The sequence below is a fragment of the Clostridium niameyense genome, assembly GCF_001243045.1.
GTDB lineage: Bacteria > Bacillota > Clostridia > Clostridiales > Clostridiaceae > Clostridium_F > Clostridium_F niameyense.
Genome location: NZ_LN849007.1, coordinates 2210402 through 2232353, shown reverse-complemented (window position 1 = coordinate 2232353; position 21952 = coordinate 2210402). Strand labels below are relative to the sequence as shown.

The 21952-nt window shown below is 27.6% G+C and carries 20 protein-coding genes and 1 other annotated feature; of the genes, 15 read left to right on the top strand and 5 right to left on the bottom strand.

What is annotated here, in order from left to right; all coding sequences use genetic code 11:
* Window positions 1-46: 46 nt before the first annotated feature.
* The gene (locus BN1711_RS11435; RefSeq protein WP_050608495.1) at window positions 47-1699 is read left to right on the top strand and encodes a nucleoside kinase; all 1653 of its coding nucleotides are present in this window, start codon (window positions 47-49) and stop codon (window positions 1697-1699) included.
* A 183-nt stretch (window positions 1700-1882) separates the two neighbouring features.
* Window positions 1883-2926: a calcium/proton exchanger gene (cax, locus tag BN1711_RS11430; RefSeq protein ID WP_050608279.1), complete on the top strand. Its 1044-nt coding sequence runs from the start codon at window positions 1883-1885 to the stop codon at window positions 2924-2926.
* A 66-nt stretch (window positions 2927-2992) separates the two neighbouring features.
* Here the strand turns inward: cax and pssA are convergent, their stop codons facing one another.
* Complete coding sequence (gene pssA, locus BN1711_RS11425) at window positions 2993-3514, bottom strand: CDP-diacylglycerol--serine O-phosphatidyltransferase (RefSeq protein ID WP_050608278.1); 522 nt, start codon at window positions 3512-3514, stop codon at window positions 2993-2995.
* Between the two features lie 204 nt (window positions 3515-3718).
* Between pssA and BN1711_RS11420 the strand changes: the two genes are divergently transcribed.
* The gene (locus BN1711_RS11420; protein ID WP_050608277.1) at window positions 3719-4138 is read left to right on the top strand and encodes a CBS domain-containing protein; all 420 of its coding nucleotides are present in this window, start codon (window positions 3719-3721) and stop codon (window positions 4136-4138) included.
* Window positions 4139-4245: 107 nt separating this feature from the next.
* The gene (locus tag BN1711_RS11415; RefSeq protein WP_050608276.1) at window positions 4246-5130 is read left to right on the top strand and encodes a YegS/Rv2252/BmrU family lipid kinase; all 885 of its coding nucleotides are present in this window, start codon (window positions 4246-4248) and stop codon (window positions 5128-5130) included.
* 749 nt (window positions 5131-5879) lie between these two features.
* Here the strand turns inward: BN1711_RS11415 and BN1711_RS11405 are convergent.
* A complete protein-coding gene (locus BN1711_RS11405; protein ID WP_129582162.1) occupies window positions 5880-7784 on the bottom strand; it encodes a YgiQ family radical SAM protein in 1905 nt (634 codons plus the stop codon).
* A gap of 361 nt (window positions 7785-8145) precedes the next feature.
* Between BN1711_RS11405 and BN1711_RS11400 the strand changes: the two genes are divergently transcribed.
* From BN1711_RS11400 to BN1711_RS11370, 7 genes are all read left to right on the top strand, one after another.
* Window positions 8146-8763, top strand: a complete 618-nt coding sequence (locus BN1711_RS11400; protein ID WP_050608273.1) for a PRC-barrel domain-containing protein — start codon at window positions 8146-8148, stop codon at window positions 8761-8763.
* Between the two features lie 127 nt (window positions 8764-8890).
* Window positions 8891-9595 carry a spore cortex-lytic enzyme gene (sleB, locus tag BN1711_RS11395; RefSeq protein WP_050608272.1) on the top strand — a complete coding sequence of 235 codons (705 nt, stop codon included), beginning with the start codon at window positions 8891-8893 and terminating at the stop codon, window positions 9593-9595.
* Between the two features lie 72 nt (window positions 9596-9667).
* Window positions 9668-9902: a binding site (T-box leader), on the top strand.
* 52 nt (window positions 9903-9954) lie between these two features.
* Entirely contained in the window at window positions 9955-10866 is a 912-nt protein-coding gene (gene cysK / locus BN1711_RS11390; protein ID WP_050608271.1) for a cysteine synthase A, read from the top strand.
* Between the two features lie 20 nt (window positions 10867-10886).
* A complete protein-coding gene (gene epsC / locus BN1711_RS11385) occupies window positions 10887-11411 on the top strand; it encodes a serine O-acetyltransferase EpsC (protein ID WP_050608270.1) in 525 nt (174 codons plus the stop codon).
* Window positions 11412-11627: 216 nt separating this feature from the next.
* The gene (locus tag BN1711_RS11380; protein ID WP_050608269.1) at window positions 11628-12335 is read left to right on the top strand and encodes a lysophospholipid acyltransferase family protein; all 708 of its coding nucleotides are present in this window, start codon (window positions 11628-11630) and stop codon (window positions 12333-12335) included.
* 19 nt (window positions 12336-12354) lie between these two features.
* Window positions 12355-12984, top strand: coding sequence for an endonuclease III (gene nth, locus BN1711_RS11375; RefSeq protein WP_050608268.1), 630 nt, complete (start codon window positions 12355-12357; stop codon window positions 12982-12984).
* 132 nt (window positions 12985-13116) lie between these two features.
* Window positions 13117-14277, top strand: coding sequence for an NAD(P)-dependent malic enzyme (locus BN1711_RS11370; RefSeq protein WP_050608267.1), 1161 nt, complete (start codon window positions 13117-13119; stop codon window positions 14275-14277).
* A gap of 152 nt (window positions 14278-14429) precedes the next feature.
* Here the strand turns inward: BN1711_RS11370 and BN1711_RS11365 are convergent, their stop codons facing one another.
* The 3 genes from BN1711_RS11365 to BN1711_RS11355 all read right to left on the bottom strand — a co-directional run bounded on the left by BN1711_RS11365 (window position 14430) and on the right by BN1711_RS11355 (window position 17771).
* A complete protein-coding gene (locus tag BN1711_RS11365) occupies window positions 14430-15662 on the bottom strand; it encodes a competence/damage-inducible protein A (protein ID WP_050608266.1) in 1233 nt (410 codons plus the stop codon).
* A 23-nt stretch (window positions 15663-15685) separates the two neighbouring features.
* On the bottom strand, window positions 15686-16672 hold the full coding sequence (locus BN1711_RS11360; RefSeq protein WP_050608265.1) for an alpha/beta hydrolase: 987 nt from the start codon (window positions 16670-16672) through the stop codon (window positions 15686-15688).
* Between the two features lie 64 nt (window positions 16673-16736).
* Complete coding sequence (locus BN1711_RS11355; RefSeq protein WP_050608264.1) at window positions 16737-17771, bottom strand: M42 family metallopeptidase; 1035 nt, start codon at window positions 17769-17771, stop codon at window positions 16737-16739.
* 158 nt (window positions 17772-17929) lie between these two features.
* On the opposite strand from BN1711_RS11355, the gene BN1711_RS11350 reads away from it, so the two are divergent.
* From BN1711_RS11350 to BN1711_RS11335, 4 genes are all read left to right on the top strand, one after another.
* Window positions 17930-19075 carry a VanW family protein gene (locus BN1711_RS11350; RefSeq protein ID WP_423243714.1) on the top strand — a complete coding sequence of 382 codons (1146 nt, stop codon included), beginning with the start codon at window positions 17930-17932 and terminating at the stop codon, window positions 19073-19075.
* 171 nt (window positions 19076-19246) lie between these two features.
* Window positions 19247-19714, top strand: coding sequence for a tRNA (cytidine(34)-2'-O)-methyltransferase (locus BN1711_RS11345; RefSeq protein WP_050608262.1), 468 nt, complete (start codon window positions 19247-19249; stop codon window positions 19712-19714).
* Window positions 19715-19730: 16 nt separating this feature from the next.
* Complete coding sequence (locus tag BN1711_RS11340) at window positions 19731-20570, top strand: DegV family protein (RefSeq protein WP_050608261.1); 840 nt, start codon at window positions 19731-19733, stop codon at window positions 20568-20570.
* Window positions 20571-20836: 266 nt separating this feature from the next.
* A complete protein-coding gene (locus BN1711_RS11335) occupies window positions 20837-21946 on the top strand; it encodes a BMP family lipoprotein (protein ID WP_050608260.1) in 1110 nt (369 codons plus the stop codon).
* Window positions 21947-21952: the final 6 nt, after the last annotated feature.

Sequence of the window (21952 nt, the reverse complement as noted above, 5' to 3'; positions counted from 1 at the left end):
TTTTATAAAGTATAATGGTATTAATAGTAATAAGGGAGATGAATATATGAAAGAATTTAGGTTAACATTACCCAATAATAAAGATATATACGTTTCCGAGGAATGTACTTTGTATGATGTAATAAAAAAGTATAATTTAAAAGGTTTTATACCAATAACATTAGCTAAAATAGATGATGAATATTATGAACTTAATTCTAAGATAAATAAAAGTGGAATTTTTAAGATTATTGATATAAGGGAAGATATTGGTCTTAGAACTTATATAAGAACTTTAAGATTTATTTTAGTAAAGTCTACTTTAGATTTATATAAAGATGCCAAGATTATTATGGAACACTCTTTTGGTAAGGGATTATTTGGGGAAATTCACAAATCATCACAGTTAACAAAACAAGATATAATAAAAATAAAAAATAAAATGTTAGAAATAATAGAAAAAGATTTAAAAATAGAAAAAATTTATATGGAAAAGTCAAAAGCTATAAAAATATTTGAAAATTATGGTATGATTGATAAGGTTAGACTTTTAAAACAAATGCCATTTAAGAAAGTTAAATTATATAAATTAGGGGAAAGATATGATTATTTTTATGGTGCCATGGCATATTCTACAGGTGTAATAAATAAGTTTGATCTTATTTATTATGATTCAGGATTTATATTAAGATATCCTACGGAGAAAGATATCTTTAATATACCTAAATTTATTAATTATCCAAAGTTATTTAAAATATTTAGAGAAACAGAGAAGTGGGGAGATATACTAGATGTACCTGATGTAGGTGCTTTAAATGATAAAGTAGATAATAACGAAATTATAGATATAGTTAGGGTATCGGAGGCTTTACATGAGAAAAAAATAGCAAATATAGCTGATAAAATAAAAGAAAAAGAAAAAGTTAAAGTAGTGCTAATATCAGGACCTACTTCTTCAGGAAAAACTACATTTTCGAAAAGGTTAGGTATTCAATTAAGAGTTAATGGGCTTATTCCGTTTTCAATATCATTAGATAATTATTTTGTAAATAGGGAGTATACTCCTAAAGATGAAAAAGGAAACTATGATTTTGAAAGCATTAATGCTTTAGATCTACAATTATTTAATAATAATTTAAAGGATATGTTAGAAGGTAAAGAAGTAGAGCTTCCAACTTTTAATTTTAAAACAGGAAAAAGAGAATGGAAAGATAAAAAAGTTAAATTACCTGAAAGAGGAATATTAATTATAGAAGGCATACATGGATTAAATCCTATATTAACTAAAGATATATCAAATGATAATAAATTTAAAGTATATATAAGTGCTTTAACTCAATTAAATTTAGATAATCATAACACAATATCTACTACCGATGTTAGAATTATTAGAAGAATAGTTAGAGATTATTTATTTAGAGGATATGCTGTGGAGGAAACATTAAAAATGTGGCCATCCATAAAAAAAGGAGAAGAAAAAAATATATTTGTATTTCAGGAAAATGCAGATATAATGTTTAATTCTACTTTGGTATATGAATTATGTGTATTAAAAAAATATGCTTTATCAGAATTAAATAAGGTAGATAAAAGTAGTACAGTATATTATGAAGCAATAAGATTAAAGAGTTTTTTAAATTTTTTTAAAGAAATAGATAAAAATCTAACTCCTGAAAATTCCATATTAAGAGAATTTATAGGGGAGAGCTGTTTCCATTAGCAAATTTATATAATAAAATGCGTAGAATTCTTTATTTATAAAGATTTTGCGCATTTTATTTTTATTATTTTATAAAATAGGGCTGTTGTAACAATTAGTAGTACCTAGAATAAGATATTAAGGGAAAGATGAGATATTAACTCAAAAGGGATAAACTAAAAAGATGTTACAAAGGAGATTAATATGAAAAAAATATATATAGTATTTTGTATGATTTTAATAATATTTAGTACTTCTAATAGTTTATTAAATACTATAATGTATTCTTTAGCTGTAATTCCAGTAGCTGTAATATTGGGGGAACTCACATCCACCATATCAGAATATATAGGAGAAAAAAAAGGGGGACTTTTAGCAGCAGCTATAGGTAATATGCCTGAATTAACAATGGGACTTTGGTCTATTAAGTGTGGGATGCTTTCTATGGCAAAGGCAGCTCTTATTGGATCTATAATAAGTAATATATTATTAGTTTTAGGAATATCTATATTTGTAGGTGGAGTAAAATATAAAGAGCAAAGCTTTAATAAAATAGTAGCAAGAACTAATTTTAGTATGTTGTTTATAGCATTATCTACAATGATAATAGTTGCAGCTTTAAATATGCATAAAGGTAAAATTTCTCCAAATTTAATAAGTACTTTGAGTGTAAAAATTGCTATAATATTCATTTTTATATATATACTGGGACTGATCTTCTCATTATATACCCATAGTAATCTTTTTGTGGTAAGTGAATTGGGAGAGCAAAAAATGATTAAGAAAGACAAGCAATTTTTTAAATTATTCATAAATATAATTTTGATTTCTATAATTCTTTATTTTATCAGTGAGAAGCTTATTTTAAATATAAAAGAAGTAGTTAAGTGTTATAACATATCTCAAGAATTTATAGGGATAATGTTTATACCTATACTAGGTAATATAGGAGAAAATGTATCAGCTATATTGTGTGCAGCTAAAAATAAAATAAATTTAAGTTTAGAGATAGCAATAGGTTCAAGTATACAAATTTTCTTATTTGTTACCCCTATATTGATTATATTTTCTTATTTTTGTGGACTAAGTATGACGTTTTTATTTAGTAGTTTTCAAATTATTATAACTATAATAGCAGCAGGGATGTCTTTTTTTGTATTCCAAGATGGAAAAACTTATTGGTTCGAAGGAGCTATATTGATTGCAACCTATTTAATAATAACCTTTGCTTATTACTATGTGGCATAAATAAAAAATAAAACACGGGAAAATCTTTTAAATTAGATTTTCCCGTGTTTTATTTTTTATAACTTATTAGAATTTCTTTAATCTTATACGACTTACCATTAAATAGGATAATGCTATAAGTAATATTATAGTAAGTTGTTGATTAGTGATTCTATTCATTGTTATTAAAGAATAGAAAGCCATGAACATACCAGCTAATGTTATTGGTATTCCATAAAAGACACCATCAAAATCAGTAGTATTATATCGAGCTAACCTGTAAGCTCCAGATATAGGGAATACAAGAACAAGTATGTATCCAAGTATACCTAAATTTACGAAATTATAAGCATGAAATATTAATATAGAAGGTGCAACACCGAAAGAAACTAAATCTGCAAGAGAATCTAATTCCTTGCCTAAGTCACTATCAACTTTTAAAAATCTAGCAACTCTTCCATCATATCTATCCATTAAACCTGCCAATAATATAAATAAAGCAGCCCATTTATAATTATCCTGAAAGGTCATCATTAAAGACATAACTCCACAACCTAAATTTCCCAATGTAAATGCATTTGGTACGGCACTCTTAGCTATTTTTGCCATTATATTATCACTCCTAAAAAAATATATATAAATTCTATAATAATTTTACAAATTAAATTATATATCATTATACAACATTTTTACAATAACTTTAAGGGGAAAAAAGTAAAATGACACTTATTTGTAAACACTATACTACTTATTATAGTAAATTTTAAAATAAAAATAAGTGTTTATGGTTAAAATAATTTTGGAGGTGTTATTATGAACATAGATGAAGTTATGAGTAAAGATGTTGCTACACTAAATAGAGAAGATACAGTACAAAATGCAGCAGAACTTATGTCCAAATATAATGTAGGATCTGTACCTGTGTGTAATGGTGAAAAAGTTATTGGAATAATTACAGATAGGGATATAGCATTAAGAGCAGTAGCTACTGGGAAAAATAGTGCTAATTTAAAAGTTTCAGATATAATGACATCAAATCCAGTAGTAGCCAATACAGATATGGATATACAGGATGCGGCAAGAATAATGAGTGAAAGACAAATAAGAAGATTACCTGTTGAAGATAATGGTAAAATATCAGGTATAGTTGCATTAGGGGATATAGCTGTAGATCCTAATTGTAGCCACGAAGCTCAAGAAGCTTTAAGTGATATTTCTGAACAAAATAATTAATAATTCCAATATCCACAGGATTTTATGCTATAATCTTGTGGATTTACTATATATAATGATATAATTAAATGGTTATAATTTAAAAAATCTATAAGAGGAGATTGAAAATGGATAAGGTAAAATTTATTTATAACCCATATTCAGGAGAAAAAACTATAATATCTGATATAGACACGGTTATAAAGATTCACCAGAAATATGGATATGAAGTAGTGCCTTATAGAATAGACTTAAACTGTAATCTAGAAGAAGCTTTTAATGATATAGATAAAAGCTATAAATATGTACTAATTGCTGGTGGAGATGGTACTGTAGATAATGTAGTAAATAATATGAAAAAATTAGGTGTAGAAATTCCTATATCAATATTACCTGTAGGAACAGCAAATGATTTTGCTAAATTTATAGGTATACCATTAGATATAGAAAAGGCATGTGAACAAATATTAAATAGTACGCCTAAAAAGTTAGATATAGGAAAAATAAATGATAAATATTTTGTAAACGTAGCAAGTACAGGGCTTTTTACTGATGTATCTCAAAAAACAGATATAAATCTAAAAAACACCATGGGTAAATTAGCATATTATATAAAGGGAATAGAACAATTGCCTAATTTTAGAAAATTAAAAATTAAAGTAAATTCTAAAGAAATTCAGTTTGATGGAGATATGTATCTAATGTTAGTCTTTAATGGACAAACAGCGGGAAACTTAAATATGGCCTATAAATCTAAGGCAGATGATGGATTATTAGATGTAATAATAGTAAAGGCATGTATGATAAAAGAAATGATAGGATTATTTATTAAAATGATAAGAGGGGAACATCTAGAAGGTGTAAAATCTATAATATATTTTAAAACTAATAGAATAGATGTAGAGTGTAATGAGAGCATAGTCACAGATATAGATGGCGAGAGAGGTCCAGATTTTCCACTAACTATAGAATGTGAAGAAGGTGGAATTGAAATTTTAGGGGTAAAACATTAAAAATTTAGGAATAGTTTAAAGTTAAAGTAAATAAATATAAGTAATAGTACTAATTTTGGAGATGAATTATGGCTGAATTTTATATTTATATACTTTGTATATTTTGTATATTTTTTATATTATTTCAGGGATTAAAAAATAAAAATGTATTACCTTATAAAATGAAGTTGATTTCTACAGTTTTATATTTACTTTTAATATTTAAGTTTATTGGGATAATAAGCTTACTTCTATTAAGTAATATAAAGTATTTATATATATTTAAATACTTTTATTTTATAGATTTTATTGCTATGCCTGTAGGAGTATTGTTATGTTTTTACATATGTATAAGGAATAATAAATTTAATTTAAATTATATGTATTTTATTATAGTGTTATTTTCGTTAATGTATTTATTACTAGTTATGAGATATCCTATAAATATAGATATAAGTAATAATGTTTATGTAATGAATATATTAACACCTTTTAATATATATTTTTATTTTATAATTATTAACCTAATATTTTTATTTTTAGCTTTTTTAAATACGGGTAAAAAACAAATAAATAGGAATATATTATATTTAATATTTATAAGTAGTATAGTAAATATAATAGAAATATTAGTATACTTATTTAAAATCACAAAAATGCCACCAGGAGTAGTTGGAAATCTAATCTGGATATATACTATTTATTATTCTCTAAGCAAACTACGAAAAACAAATTAGGCATGCAATACTTTATGTATTACATGCCTAATTTTAATTTTTATTTTTAAATCTTTTTTTCCCATAAGATTTGTTATTAGGTTTTTCCTTATTCTTTGTACGTATTCTTTCATAAGATTTTCCATAAGGCTTCATATTAGTTTTTTTATAAGGGATTAGACAGTTAGGTCCATTTCCAATTAAATCTTCCCTATGAGATTTAATTAAGGCTTTTTTTACTAAATCATAATTTTTAGGTACAGAAAATTGAAGTAAAGCTCTTTGCATACTCTTTTCTTCTGCTGATTTAGGTACATAAACTTTTTCAGAGGTTAGTGGATTTATGCCTGTATAGTACATAGTTGTAGATAAGCTACCAGGAGTTGGATAAAAATCTTGTACTTGTTCTGGAGTATATCCCATCTCTTTTATATATTCAGCAAGTTCTATAGCTGCATTTAAATCACTACCGGGATGACTGGACATTAAGTAAGGAACTAAAAATTGTTTTTTATTTAATTTTTTATTTATAGAAAAATACTTTTTAACAAATTTATCATAAACTCGCCTATTAGGTTTTCCCATTAATTTTAATACCTTGTTACTTATATGCTCAGGAGCAACTTTAAGTTGACCACTTATGTGGTGTTTACACAATTCATTAAAGAATTCATCGTTTTTATCATAAATTAAATAGTCAAATCGAATACCAGAACGTATAAAAACTTTTTTTACTCTAGGTAATTTTCGTATTTCCCTAAGTAAATTTAAATATTCTTTATGATCTATAATAAGGTTTTTACAGGCTGTTGGAAATATGCATTGTCTATTTTTACAAGTTCCATGAGTTTCTTGTACCTTACAGGCTCTATGTCTAAAATTAGCAGTAGGTCCACCTACATCATGTATATATCCTTTAAAATCTTTAAAATTTGTTATATCTTTAGCTTCGTTTATTATAGATTTAGAACTTCTATTTTGAATTACCCTTCCTTGATGAAAAGTTAAGGCACAAAAAGAACAACTACCATAGCAACCCCTATGACTAGTTATAGAAAATTTTACTTCGGAGATGGCAGGTATGCCTCCTTTTTTCTCATACATGGGGTGATAGGTTTTAGCAAATGGAAGGTCATATACTGCATCCATTTCTTCTTCTGTCATAGGTTCTTGAGGCGGATTTTGTATTACATATCTATCTTTATGCTTTTGAACTATGGTTGATCCTCTTATAAAATCTTGTTCATAATATTGAACCTTATAGCTTTCAGCATAAGATTTTTTGTTAGAAGAAACTTCTTCAAAAGAAGGACAAAGATTATAGTTTTTTAGATTATCTAAATCTTTAGCTACATAAACTGTTCCTCTAACATCATTTATTTTATGAATATCCATTCCGTATTTTAAAAGATTAGCTACCTGGACTATAGGCTTTTCTCCCATACCGTAAATCAATAGATCAGCACTGGAATCCATAATAATGCTTCGTCTTACTTTGTCGTCCCAATAATCATAGTGAGCAAATCTTCTAAGACTGGCTTCTATACCACCTATTATTATAGGAGTATCTTTATAGGCTTCTTTAATTTTATTACAGTAAACAATAACTGCTCTATCTGGTCGATGGCCAAATTCTCCACCAGGTGAGTATAAATCACTATGTCTTCTTTTTTTAGAAGCAGTATAGTGATTTACCATTGAATCTATATTACCGGAGTTGACAAGAAAAGCAAACTTAGGTTTACCTAACTTTTTAAATTCATTTATGTTATTCCAATCAGGTTGTGCTATAATACCTACGGAAAATCCTTCACGTTCTAGAACTCTACCTATAATAGCTGTTCCAAAAGATGGATGATCAACATATGCATCTCCAGTTACTATTATAAAATCTAATTGCTCTATATTTAATTCTTTTAAATCATCTTTATTTACAGGCAAAAATTTGTTTTTATTCAAACTTATTCATTCTCCTATCTATTTTAAATTATGGTGCAATACTATTATTATACAAATGTATAAGTTCATTATCAAAAATAAATTTAGTTGCAAAATGCACTAATTATAAATATAATAAAAATATAAGAATATATTAAGTTTATTTACAGGAGTAGCAAAGTTTTGCTACTTATTTTTAAATTAAGGTGGTGAGCACTCAATGGATAATGGTCCTCTTAGTCGGAGGTGTATTAAAATAAAAAATTTAATAGATATTATTCAAGGAGACATTTGTGCTTTAAATTCACCGTTATTTTATAAATTATAATTTAACTTTTTAAGTATGTAAATGTTTCTCTGAATAATGGAAGGAGGAACATTTATGAAAAAATTGCAAAGTTTTTTCTTAACTAAAGTTCTAAATAAGAAAGTTTATGATGAATATGGTGATTATATAGGAAAATTAATAGATATATATGTAACTACAGAAGATGATTATCCTAGAGCTATAGCATATAAACTTAAAAAAAATGGGGAAATATATAATTATGAATTTAAGAATATATCTTTTTACGAGAATGAAGGAAAGATAATAATAAGAGTGATAAGTACTAGGGATATAATATTACAAAAGTATTCTTATCTTTTATCAAAGGATATTTTAAATAAACAAGTTGTAGATAAAGAGGGTAAAAATTTAGTAAAAGTAAATGATTTAAGAATAGGAGAAATGATAGGGGAATATAAGGTAATAGCCTTAGATACAGGACGTTTATTATTAGGTAAGAAAATTAGTATAGTGAATTCTTTAGAAAAATTATTTAATAGAAAACCTTCTGATTTTTTAATCATGTGGGATAATGTAGATTCCCTAGATATGATTAACAATGGTATAAAGTTAAAAGTATCTTATAAAAGTTTAAGTGATCTAAACTTAAAAGATTTATCCGTAATAATAGAAAATAAGAATATTAATTATAGTATTTTTTCTAAAAAATAGATTTTAAAGGAAACATAATAGAGTTATGTTTCCTTTTTTAATTTTACTTAGTATTTTTTATGAATTTATGAGCAAACTAAAATTAAAATATTCTTGGATAATCATATGGTTATTGGGAGGATTTCTAATGAAAAAAAATATATATTTTAAAAGAGCTTTAATTTATTTATTAGCTATAATGATAGCTTATGGAAGTACTACATTTTATACATTACCTTATGAAAATGCAGCTAAAGCTGTGGCATACTATTATGGAAATAGAGGAAGTACCATAACAGAAGCCCAAAGAAAGTTAAAAGCATGGGGTTATTATGATGGATCTGTAGATGGTATTTTCGGATATGGGACCTATACAGCTATAAGAAATTTTCAAGCAAAGAATGGATTGAAAGTAGATGGCATAATAGGAGATAGAACTTTAGCTGCATTGGGAATAAACGTGGGATCTACTTCTACATCATCACCGCAGTATTCTAGTAATAATCAGGATGTAATGTTACTTGCAAGACTTATAAATGGTGAAGCTAGAGGAGAACCTTATGAAGGACAGGTAGCTGTAGGAGCTGTAGTTTTAAATAGAACAAGAGATTCAAAATTTCCAAATACTATAGCAGGAGTTATATATCAACCAGGTGCTTTTACAGCTATAGTAGATGGTCAAATTAATGCGAATCTAGAACAAAGTTCTATAAATGCAGCTAGGGATGCACTAAATGGATGGGATCCCTCAGATGGAGCTATATATTATTTTAATCCAGTTACAGCTACAAGTAAATGGATATGGTCCAGACCTCTAATAAAAGTAATAGGTAAACATAGATTTTGTAGCTAAGTAGTTGACAAAATTCAAAATTATCATATAATAATATTATATAATTCATACTAAAGTACTCGGAAATACAATTTAAATACTATGATAAAGAAAAGTAAGTTAAATAACCTTTTAAGAGAGGGAATCGTTTTGCTGAGAGATTTCTAAAGGAAGTTTATCTGAAGTGCGCTTTGGAGTTATGTGCTGAATTAAGTAGGTTACATCGGGTTCACCCGTTATAGTGATAGAGTATAATTTAGGTACTTGAATAAAGTGAGGTTTTAAACCTAACTAGAGTGGAACCACGGATATTAACTTCGTCTCTATATATAGAGATGAAGTTTTTTGTATTAAAATAAAAAAACAAGGAGGATATTTATATGATCTATGAAAATTTAGTAGACTTAATTGGAAATACACCTTTATTTAAATTAAACAATATGACAGAGGACAATATGGCGCATATATATATAAAGCTAGAGAAATTTAATCCAGGAGGAAGTATAAAGGATAGGGCAGCTTTGGGAATGATAGAAGCAGCAGAAAAGGATGGAATATTAAAAAAAGGAGATGTGATAGTTGAGCCTACTAGTGGAAACACTGGAATAGGTCTTGCTATGGTAGGAAGATTTAAAGGATATAGAGTAATAATTGTTATGCCAGATTCTATGAGCATGGAAAGAAGAAGTATGTTAAAAGCTTATGGTGCAGAATTAATTCTTACAGAGGGTAACAAAGGTATGCAAGGTGCTATAGAAAAAGCAGAAGAAATTGCTAAGGGTAAAGATGGTTATTTTATACCTCAGCAATTCTCTAATAAAGCTAATGCACAAAAACATTATGAAACTACAGCTATTGAAATACTTGAAGATTTAGGAGAAGTGGATGCATTCGTATCTTCTGTAGGTACTAGTGGAACTTTATCTGGTGTAGGCAAGAAATTAAAGGAAGTTAATAAAAATATTAAAGTAATTGCAGTAGAACCTTCTGATTCACCTGTTATATCAGGTGGAAAAGCAGGATCACATAAAATACAAGGTATAGGAGCAGGATTTATACCAGAACTTTATGATAAAAATGTAGTGGATGAAGTTATGACTATAACCAATGAAGCAGCATATGAATATGCTAAAAATGTTGCTAAAAAAGAAGGAATATTGCTAGGAATATCTTCAGGAGCTAATATTGCAGCAGCTTTTGCAATAGCTAAGAAGCTAGGAAAAGGCAAAAAGGTTGTGACTGTAGCTCCAGATGGAGGAGAAAAATATATGTCTTTAGGACTATATGACTAATATAATATGGAGGAGATTTTATGAAAAATCCATTTAAACTATTAATATATGATCTAAAAAATGCTATGGAAAAAGATCCAGCAGCTAGAAACTCTTTGGAAGTTTTTATATTGTATCCTTTTATCCATGCATTAATACATCATAGAATAGCACATTTTTTCTATAAAATTCATTGTTTTTTTATTGCGAGACTTATTTCGCAAGCTAGTAGATTTTTAACTGGTATAGAGATTCATCCTGGTGCCGTTATTGGTAAAGGATTATTTATAGATCATGGTATGGGAGTGGTAATTGGGGAAACTGCAGAAATTGGAGATAATGTTACTCTATATCACGGAGTAACATTAGGAGGAACAGGAAAGGATAAAGGTAAAAGACATCCTACGATAGGTAATAATGTTGTAATTGGAAGTGGTGCTAAGATTTTAGGACCTATAAATATCGGAAACAATGTAAAAATAGGAGCTAATGCAGTAGTTTTAAAAGATATACCATTAAATTCTACAGCAGTTGGTATACCAGCTAAAGTAGTTAGGATAAGTTAGAATTATAAGATTATTGTTTTAAAACTATGATGAAAATGAAAAAAATGTGTAATGATATAATTTTTCATAAACTATCTCCTAGCTTATTGAGTAAAAACAAAATAATCATAATAGACTTTTGGGATATTTACAATTATAATCTATTATATATGATTTAAATTAGGATATTAGTTTTATAAGATTATAGATTGTTTAACATGTGAGGTGTTATTTATTATGATTTCTCCTAAAATGATAAGATTAATAGGATGCCTTCCCAAAGGTCCCTTAAAATTCATCGCAAATACGATATTAAATGGGTATATACGAAAATATGCCAATATTACAGTAAGTGGTTATGAAAATTTAAATGATGTGGAAAAGCCTATTATATTTATATGTAATCATTTAAGTAATTCTGATGCTTTAGTATTAAATAGGGCATTGAAAGATCAGGATATAACTTTTATAGCTGGGGTTAAACTTAACGATAATTCATTAACCAAATTAGGTATAGAAATAACAAAGACTATTCCTATAAAGCCAAATACAGCAGATAAAGAAGCTATATATAGTATAGTGAAAACACTAAAGGCAAAAAATAATATTTTAATTTTTCCAGAAGGTACTAGAAGTAGAACAGCTGGATTAATAGAACCTAAAAAAGGTGTTATTTTGATTCAAAAGCTATCTAAAGCTACAGTGATTCCTTTAGGTATAACAGGAACAGAAAAGTTATTACCTATAAATGATAAAGATATGGGATTAGAATCTTTTCAATTTGCAAAGGTTAATTTAAATATAGGAAAGCCTATAGAAATACCTAAAAAATTAAAAGAAGAAAATAAGCATGAATATGAAGATAGGGTTATGGATTATTTTATGTATAAAATAGCAGAACTTATACCGGAAGAGTATAGAGGAATATATGCTTATAAAAAGTAATTAAGGAGTGGAATTATCATTGGAAAAGGACAATGTAGAAAAAATTATTAGTTTACTTAAAAGCACATATCCAGATGCTAAATGTGAATTAAATTATAATAGCTCTTTTGAACTTTTAATAGCTACAGTTTTATCTGCTCAAACTACAGATAAAAAAGTTAATGAAATTACAAAGGATCTATTTAAAGAATTTAAAACCCCTAAGGATTTTCTAACTCTAAATGAAGAAGAATTACAGGATAAAATAAGAAAAATAGGTTTATATAGAAATAAGTCCAAAAATATATTAGCTCTTTGTAGAGAGTTAAAAGAAAAATTCAAAGGGGAGATACCAAAAAAATTTGATGAATTAGTATCTTTACCAGGGGTAGGAAGAAAAACTGCTAATGTAGTATTAGCGAATGCATTTAATGTTCCTACTATAGCAGTAGATACCCATGTGTTTAGAGTTTCTAACAGAATAGGAATTGCAAATAGCCAAAATGTTAATAAGACAGAACAACAGTTGCAAGAAGTAATTCCAAAATCACAGTGGATACTAATGCATCACTTATTGATATTTCATGGTAGAAGATGTTGCATAGCAAGAAATCCTAAATGTAGTCAATGTACTATTAAGGATTATTGTAATTATTATAAAAAAAGGTAGAATTACTTTAATGTTTCTATTGGAATGTTTTAGTTTTATATACTATATTATATTAACAATTTTTAATAAAAGATATCCACATGTGGATATCTTTTTCGATAATATGTTTATAAATAATAAGGAGGGAAACGTATGGATATTAAAAAAAAGTCTTTAGAAATACATAAACAAAATAAAGGTAAATTAAAAATAGAGGGAAAAATCAAAGTAGAAAATAAAGAAGATTTAGCTATAGCATATACGCCAGGGGTAGCACAACCTTGTTTAGAGATAGCTGAAGATAGAGAAAAAGTATATGATTATACTATAAAAGGAAATACTATAGCAGTAGTTACAAACGGTACTGCAGTATTAGGACTTGGGGATATAGGACCGTATGCTGCATTGCCAGTTATGGAAGGTAAAGCCTTATTATTTAAGGAATTTGCTAATATAGATTCATTTCCTATTTGTATAGATAGTAAAGATCCTGAGGAAATAATAAAAACTATCAAATTAATAGCACCTACTTTTGGTGGAATAAATTTAGAAGATATAAAAGCACCAGAATGTTTTTATATAGAAAAGAAATTAAAAGAGGAGTTAGATATACCAGTTTTTCATGATGATCAACATGGAACTGCTATAGTAGTTTTAGCTGGATTATATAATGCTTTAAAAGTTGTATCTAAAAAATTAGAAGAAACAAAAATAGTTATAAATGGTGCAGGTTCTGCGGGAATATCAATATGTAAGTTACTTTTGGAGGCGGGAGCTAAAAATATTATAATGTGTGATAAAAAGGGTGCATTAGTAGATGGAGATAAAGCGTTAAATGATGCACAGCAAAAAATAGCTAAAATTACTAATAGGGAAAAAATTCAAGGAAATTTAAAAGAAATAATAAAAGGAGGAGATATATTTGTAGGAGTATCAGCACCAGGGGTTTTAAGTGAAGAAATGATAAAAACTATGAATAAAGATAGCATAATTTTTGCTATGGCTAATCCCACGCCAGAGATTATGCCAGATATGGCTAAAAAGGCTGGTGCAAAAGTTGTAGCTACAGGGAGATCAGACTTTCCTAATCAGATAAATAATGTGTTAGTTTTTCCAGGTATATTTAGAGGTGCATTAGATGTTAAAGCAAGAAATATAACTGAAGAAATGAAATTAGCAGCAGCTAAGGCTATAGCTTCATTAATAAATGATGAGGAAATTAATGAGGAGTATATAATACCAGAAGCTTTTGATAAAAGAGTAGCTAGAGCTGTAGCAGAAGAGGTTAAAAGAGTATCATTAAAGTTACACTAATTATAGCATTTCAAACATAATATAATTAGGTATATTATATTCTTTATATTTATATTAAAAGAATGTATTATTTAGAAATACATTCTCTTAATATAAATAAGTATTCTCTTGTATTGTTGAGTTTTTATAATATTTATGTATTTTTTACCTATTTATTTTATTAGTTCACGTCTTAAAAAATCTAATGCTCTTAGTACGGTACGGTTTCTTATAAATTCTCTATTTGCAGGATAATTTAATTCTTTAACTATTACTTTTCCTTTAATATATAGGCCTATGTATACTAATCCTATGGGTTTACCATAAGATCCACCTCCAGGGCCTGCAACTCCAGTAGTTGAAATGCCTATGTCAGTTCCACAAGTTTTAGCTATACCTTCTGCCATTTCTTTTGCAACCTCGGGGCTTACAGCAGTATATTTTTCTAAGGTTTCTTTTTTTACATGTAATCTTTTAATTTTAGATTCATTACTATAGGTTATAGAACCTTCTAAAAATACAGAAGATATACCAGGGAAGTTAATAAGTCTTCCAGCTAAAAGTCCACCGGTACAAGATTCGGCCGTAGATATAGTCAGTTTTTTTTCTATTAATAGTTTTGCAACCACATTTTCTAGAGAAGTTTCTCCAGTTCCATATATATTATCTTTTAATCTAGTTCTTATTTCATTTTCTACAGGTGTTATTAATTTTAATGCTTCTTCAGAGGTTTTAGCCCTAGCTGTTATTCTCAATATTGTTTCTCCAGGTTTTGCATAAGGTGCTACTGTAGGATTAGTTTGATTTTCTAATAAATCACCTACAATATCATTTACATCACTTTCTCCCACACCTACTATTCTTAATATTTTAGATTTAAAAGTAGTATTAGTTAATCTTTCAAGATAAGGTACTACACTATTTTCAAACATAGGTTTCATTTCTTTAGGAGGTCCTGGGAGTACTATTATAATTTTATTGTTTTTAGAGATGGCACAACCAGGTGCTGTTCCGTTGGGATTTTGAAAAATATCACTAATTTTAGGAAAGTAAGCTTGTTTTTTATTACTATCAGTCATTTTTTTATTATAAAAACTTAAACGTTTTTCTATATTTTTTAATGATTCTTCATGTAGGAATAAATCTTCATTAAAAAATTTAGAAGCTATTTCTTTAGTTATATCATCTTTAGTTGGTCCTAATCCACCAGTAGTTATAACTATATCGCAATATTTAAATGCTCTTTCAAACTCTTCTAAAAGTCTTTTCTCATTATCTCCTACTACACATTGATGGTACACATCAATACCTAGATGAGCTAATCTCTGAGAAATATATTGAGTATTAGTATTTATTATATCTCCAAGTAAAATTTCAGTACCTACGCATAGAATTTCAGCTTTCATATTAGTTCGTCTCCTTTAAAAATTTAATTAATTATAGGAACATATTTATCTATGAACTGATAAAGTTTTTTAGTATATTCCTTCTTATTATACAAATAGGCTTGTGCATGACCTGCAGCAGGAGCTATATAGAGCTCTTTTGGATTAGGTTTTCCTTTATACATATCTTCACTCATTTTTTTGGGAATAAAATAATCTATATCTCCATGAATAAACATTATAGGAGTTTCTACATTTTTAACAGCATTAATGGGAGAGACTTTGTTATAAGTAAAACCAGATCTTATTAAGGCACATGTACCTGAATAAAATATTAAAGCATTAGAAATAATTTTATTGGAAATATGCAGATCTTTATTCATTCTATATATTAAAAGTTCCTTTAAATCTGAGTAAGGACAATCAGCCACATAAAATTTAACCTTATTTTTATTTAAATTTAATTGGGAATGTAATAAAACAGTAGCAGCACCTAGAGATTCTCCATGGGCACCTATTATGCCACCCTTATTTTTTTTATAAAGCCAATCTATACAACGATCTAAATCATATTTTTCACAGTATCCAAAAGTTACGTCATTACCCCCAGTCAGTCCATGATAGCGGGAATCGTAAACTAGTACATTAAATCCTTTATCTAAATATAAATCTGCATATTTCATAGATTCCCAACGTGTACCTTTAATTCCATGAACGATAACTACAGAGTTTTTAGTAGGTGTAGGATTTATTAAATAGATACCTTTAATATTGTAGCCATACTTAGATTGAATAGTTACATTTTCTTTTGCTAATGATTTAAATCTTTTTTCATTAAAAGTACACTTATAAGTATCATACATATTAGGAATTCCCCTACTAGTTTGAGCCTTACAGGCTTCATAATAAACTAAATTTCCAGTGTAAAAACCTAAAAGGTTTATTATGAATAATAATATTATTAAAGGTATAGTTATAATCTTTTTTATATTAGATTTCTTTTTTATTTCAGTACTAGGTAGTTGTTCCATAGTTTCCCCCTAAGCTAAAATAGGATATATTTGTAAATTATATTGTTAAATATGTAATAAAATACTAGGATACACAATATTTTATTATTAGGTCGAAGGTTGCAAGTATGGCTTCTATATGGGTTCTTTCATAAGCATGAGAGGAATAAACGCCAGGTCCTATTAAAGCTGTTTTTATATCCCAACCTGCTCTTAATGCAGCACTAGCATCCGAGCCATAATGAGGATAAATATCTATTTTATAAGGTATATTGCTAGTTTTGCATATATTGATTAATCTCTTTTTAAGTTCTAAATCATAAGGTCCAGATGAATCTTTTGCACAAATACATACACTATATTCAGAAGAATTTTGACCTTTCCCAGGGGCTCCCATATCTACAGAAATAAATTCTCTGGTGTTATTTGGGATATAACTAGCTCCATGACCTACTTCCTCATAATTACTTATTAAAAAGTTAGTAGTATAAGGTAACGTTAAATTATTCTTAGCAATATATTTTATAGCATAGAGTAAGATGGCGGTTCCAGCTTTATCATCTAAATGTCTACTTTTTATAAAATTTTTTTCAGTGAATAAGGTTCTAGTATCAAAGCATATAAAATCTCCTACGTTTATATTTAATTTTTCTACATCTGATTTTGAAAAAACCTTTTCATCAATAATAACTTCCATATTAATAGGAGAACGCTTAAGAGTTTTAGAGTCATCACCATGTATATGTACAGATGGTTTTATTGTTTGTATAGTTCCTGTATAAACTTCATCATTTAATGTATGAACCGTACAATTTTCACCTTCTATGGAGTTCATCATATATCCACCAATGGGAACTATAGATAAAGAACCATTATTTTTTATTTCTTTAACCATGGCTCCTAATGTATCCACATGAGAGGATAGAGTTCTTTCATAGGATCTATTGGTGCCCTCTAGGGTTATGATTAATGCTCCCTTATTTGTAACAGTATAAGGAATATCTAAAATATCTAATTCTTTTTTTATATAATCTGTTACATTATAAGTAAAGCCAGTAGGGCTTGGAATAGATAATATATTTTTTAAATAATTTAATAGAGACTTTTTATGGAAATCCATTAAAAACACATCCTATTCAATAATTTTTAAAAGTTAAGATTAATTTCAAGTATATACTATAATTTAAAAATTTTAAACATTTAGCAAACAAATTAAAGCTTAAAACTGTGTAAAGTTAGGAATTTTTGTAGTATAATTATTATGACTTTAGTGAGGTGATATTTTTGGGAAAAGTTACAAGAGTTAAAAAGAATGCCACAACTAGTAGTAAAAACTTATTATTGATTGCTGTTGTGTGCAGTATTTTAGCAGTATTTTCAGGTTTTTTTGTTTACCAATACAATAAAGTTAAATTTTATAATAATTTAATTTATCCAGGGGTAAGTGTAGAAGGAATTGATGTTTCTGGAAAAACTAAAAAAGAAGCTAAAATCTTAGTAGAAAAGGGGTATTGGAATAAATTATTAGACAAAAAAGTTAAAGTAGAAGCTAAGGGAAAAGAATATTCAATAAAATATTCAGATTTAAAGGCTAAAAATAATTTGGATAAAGTAATTAATGATGCTTTTTCTTATGGAAAAAACTTAATTATTTTCAAAAGATATAGTATTATTAAAAACAAGCCTTCCAAAAATTACGCTATAGATTTTGACTATGATAAAAAGGTTTTGGACTCATTAATAGGGAATGTTGAAAAAAATGTAAATGTGGATCCTGTAAATGCTTCTTTGACACCAAATGGAGGTGGATTTTCAGTTATACCTCACACCAATGGTGAAAAATTAGAAAAAGATAAGTTAAAAAAGGACTTAGTAAATAAAATTAATAAAGATTTATCAAAGGATATATGTGAAAAGGCATCTATAAAAGTTGTACAACCTAGAATAACTTCAGATAAATTGTCTGTGATAAATACTAATATAGGTTCTTTTTCTACTCAGTATGGAGGAATATCTTCACCACAGCGAGCAAATAACATAGTATTAGCTACTAATGCTATCAACGGTAAAATATTAATGCCTGGTGATATATTTAGTTTTAATAATGTAGTAGGTGAAAGATCAGCGGAAAAGGGATATCAAGCAGCTCCAGTTATCATAGGAGATAGAGTAGAAGATGGATTAGGTGGGGGAGTTTGTCAAGTATCTTCAACTTTATATAATGTTGTAGAGAAAGCGGGGTTACAAGCAGTAGAAAGGACACATCACACCAAACCGGTTCATTATGTACCAAAAGGTAAGGATGCTACAGTAAGTTATGGTAGCATAGATTTTAAATTTAGAAATAATTTAAATTATCCTATTTATATCGAAGGATATACAAATGGAGGAAGTTTAGTATTTAATATATACTCAAAGGGTTAAAATATAATTGGAATTATTAAATTAATATTTAAATTAATATTTATACCATAAAAAAATTAACATTTTGTTATTTTTTTATAATCTTTACTAAAAGCTAATAATAGAGTAATATAATATTTGTACTAATTAGTACAAATATTATATTTTTTTTGTAAGAACGGAGGAAGGGTTTTGAATTTAAACATAGTATTATTTCAGCCAGAGATACCGCAAAACACAGGTAATATAGCAAGGACTTGTGTGCTTACGGATTCAAAACTTCATTTAATAAAGCCTTTAGGATTTAGTTTAGATGAAAAACATTTAAGAAGAGCAGGATTAGACTATTGGAAATATTTGGATTTAACTATATATGAATCTTATGAAGAATTAAGAGAGAAATACAAAGATTCTAATTTTTATTTCTCCACAACTCATGGAGACAATTATTATAATGAAGTTAGATTTAAAAGTGGAGATTTTATAGTATTTGGTAGAGAATCTTCAGGATTACCAGATGAAATTAAAAATAATAATTTAGATAAATGTATAAGAGTACCTATGTTAAGTAGTAGTACTAGATCATTAAATTTATCAAATACAGTTTCTGTAGTAGCATATGAAGCACTAAGACAAATAGGTTTTCCAAATATGAAATAGTAGGAGGAATAATTAAATGAATAAAATAAAGATTATAACTGATAGTACGGCAGATTTGCCAGATTATATAGTGGATAATTATGAAATAAAGGTCCTCCCGTTATTAGTTAATTTTGGGGAACGTAGTTATAAAGATGGTGTAGATATAAAATTATATGATGTTTTTGACAAAATAGAAAGAGAATGTATTTTCCCAAAAACTTCTCAGTTAAACCCTCAAAAATTTGCAGAATGTTATAAAAATTATTTAGATGAGGGATATAAGATAGTTTCTATACATTTATCTTCTAAAATGAGCGGAACGTATCAATCTGCTTGCATAGCTAGAGATATGTTAGATTCAGAGAATATAGTAGTTATTGATAGTAATAATGTAACATCAGGTCTAGGACTTTTAGTTATGAAGGCTTGTAGACTTAGAGAGCAAGGATTATCTATACATGAAATTGAAAAAGAAATTAATGAAACTAAACCTCATGTTAAAAGTATTTTAGCTTTTGAAACGTTGGATTATCTTATAAAAGGAGGAAGACTTTCTAAAACTGCAGGTTTTATAGCCAATGTTTTGGGAATAAAGCCTATTCTAGCTGTAGAAGATGGATTAATGGTGGTCAAAGATAAGGTTAGGGGAAGTAAAAAGGCTATAAGGGCTATACTAGAATACATTAATAAATTAGGTATTAAAGATAAGGAACCATGTGTATTGTTACATGTAGATAATAAAGATATTCTAAGCACTCTTAGAGAAAATTTAAAGGATAAAGGAACAGATTTTATAGAGTGCGAGGTTGGATGTGTTGTAGGTGTACATGCAGGACCAGGAGCTTGTGGTATATTTTTTATAGAGGATTATTAATTTCTAATTATATGATTTTATGTAAATAACAATTAGCTTATTTACATAAAAATTTTTTATGCAAATAATTTTTCGTGCAATTAAAAATATTCATATAATTAGAAATTATTATGCATATAATGATTAATATAGTATAATTAAAATTTATTAAAAATTCATAAATTTGAAATAAATTTAATAATAAAAGAAGGATTTAATATGGATTTGTAGAAGTTAGTTAAGTATATTGAGTAAATTATAAAAGAATTTTTAGGGGGGAATTTTCAATGAAAAAGAAGAAACTAGTAGCATTGGTAGCTTCAGCAATAATGGTTGTTACATTATTTGCAGGTTGCGGAAATAGTGAAAGTGCAGATTCATCTTCCGCAAATAAGGATAAGAAAATTAAGGTGGGATTATCTACTGATGAAGGTGGACTAAATGATAAATCATTTAATCAAGCCGCAGATACAGGGGTTAAAAAAGCTCAAAAGGAATTTGGAATCGATTACAAACCTATAGAATCAAAACAGAAAGAAGATTATGAATCAAACTTAGAAGCGTTAGTAAACGATAACTGTGATTTAACATTTGGTGTAGGGTTTCAAGTGGAACCATCAATTAAAAATATAGCAGAAAAATATTCAGATAAAAAATTTGTTATAATTGATCCTAATGATTCAAAGGTGGATAAAAAAAATCTTCAAGCTATAAAATTTAAAGAAGAAGAAGGATCTTTTTTAATGGGTGTTATAGCAGGTAAAATGACTAAAACTAATAAGGTTGGATTTATAGGTGGAAAGGACAATGTACTTATAAAAAGATTCGAAGTTGGGTTCGCTGCAGGAGTTAAGGCTGTAAATCCAGAAGCTGCAAAAGGATTAATTGGAAAAGGTTCTGAAAAGGGTTCCATGGTAAAATATGCAGATAGTTTTGGAGATACAAATAAAGGATATGAATTAGCAAAATCATTATATGGTTCAGGCTGTGATGTTATATATCATGCAGCAGGTGGAGTTGGAATTGGATTATTTAAGGCGGCAAAAGAATTAACTAAACCAGATAAACCAGTTTGGGCTATTGGTGTTGATTTAGACCAATCAGTTACAGTACCAGAATATAAAGATATAATATTATCAAGTATGATAAAGAAAGTAGATGTTGCTACATATAAAGCAATTAAATCTGTGATTGATGGAAAATTTGAAGGTGGCAAATATATAGAATTAGGATTAAAAGAAGATGGTGTTGATATAGCCCCTACTTCAGATAAGAATACACCAAAAGAAGTATTAGATTTAGTAGATAAATATAAGAAAGATATAAAAGAAGATAAATTTAAAGTGCCAGCAACAAGAGAAGATTTACAGAAATTCAATGCTCCAGAAGTAAAATAAAATTTT

Excerpts from the sequence above, each read along its gene's own strand:
- BN1711_RS11435 (WP_050608495.1), top strand. The coding sequence starts at position 47 with ATGAAAGAATTTAGGTTAACATTACCCAATAATAAAGATATATACGTT.
- cax (WP_050608279.1), top strand. The coding sequence starts at position 1,883 with ATGAAAAAAATATATATAGTATTTTGTATGATTTTAATAATATTTAGT.
- pssA (WP_050608278.1), bottom strand. The coding sequence starts at position 3,514 with ATGGCAAAAATAGCTAAGAGTGCCGTACCAAATGCATTTACATTGGGA.
- BN1711_RS11420 (WP_050608277.1), top strand. The coding sequence starts at position 3,719 with ATGAACATAGATGAAGTTATGAGTAAAGATGTTGCTACACTAAATAGA.
- BN1711_RS11415 (WP_050608276.1), top strand. The coding sequence starts at position 4,246 with ATGGATAAGGTAAAATTTATTTATAACCCATATTCAGGAGAAAAAACT.
- BN1711_RS11400 (WP_050608273.1), top strand. The coding sequence starts at position 8,146 with ATGAAAAAATTGCAAAGTTTTTTCTTAACTAAAGTTCTAAATAAGAAA.
- sleB (WP_050608272.1), top strand. The coding sequence starts at position 8,891 with ATGAAAAAAAATATATATTTTAAAAGAGCTTTAATTTATTTATTAGCT.
- cysK (WP_050608271.1), top strand. The coding sequence starts at position 9,955 with ATGATCTATGAAAATTTAGTAGACTTAATTGGAAATACACCTTTATTT.
- epsC (WP_050608270.1), top strand. The coding sequence starts at position 10,887 with ATGAAAAATCCATTTAAACTATTAATATATGATCTAAAAAATGCTATG.
- BN1711_RS11380 (WP_050608269.1), top strand. The coding sequence starts at position 11,628 with ATGATTTCTCCTAAAATGATAAGATTAATAGGATGCCTTCCCAAAGGT.
- BN1711_RS11370 (WP_050608267.1), top strand. The coding sequence starts at position 13,117 with ATGGATATTAAAAAAAAGTCTTTAGAAATACATAAACAAAATAAAGGT.
- BN1711_RS11365 (WP_050608266.1), bottom strand. The coding sequence starts at position 15,662 with ATGAAAGCTGAAATTCTATGCGTAGGTACTGAAATTTTACTTGGAGAT.
- BN1711_RS11360 (WP_050608265.1), bottom strand. The coding sequence starts at position 16,672 with ATGGAACAACTACCTAGTACTGAAATAAAAAAGAAATCTAATATAAAA.
- BN1711_RS11355 (WP_050608264.1), bottom strand. The coding sequence starts at position 17,771 with ATGGATTTCCATAAAAAGTCTCTATTAAATTATTTAAAAAATATATTA.
- BN1711_RS11340 (WP_050608261.1), top strand. The coding sequence starts at position 19,731 with ATGAATAAAATAAAGATTATAACTGATAGTACGGCAGATTTGCCAGAT.
- BN1711_RS11335 (WP_050608260.1), top strand. The coding sequence starts at position 20,837 with ATGAAAAAGAAGAAACTAGTAGCATTGGTAGCTTCAGCAATAATGGTT.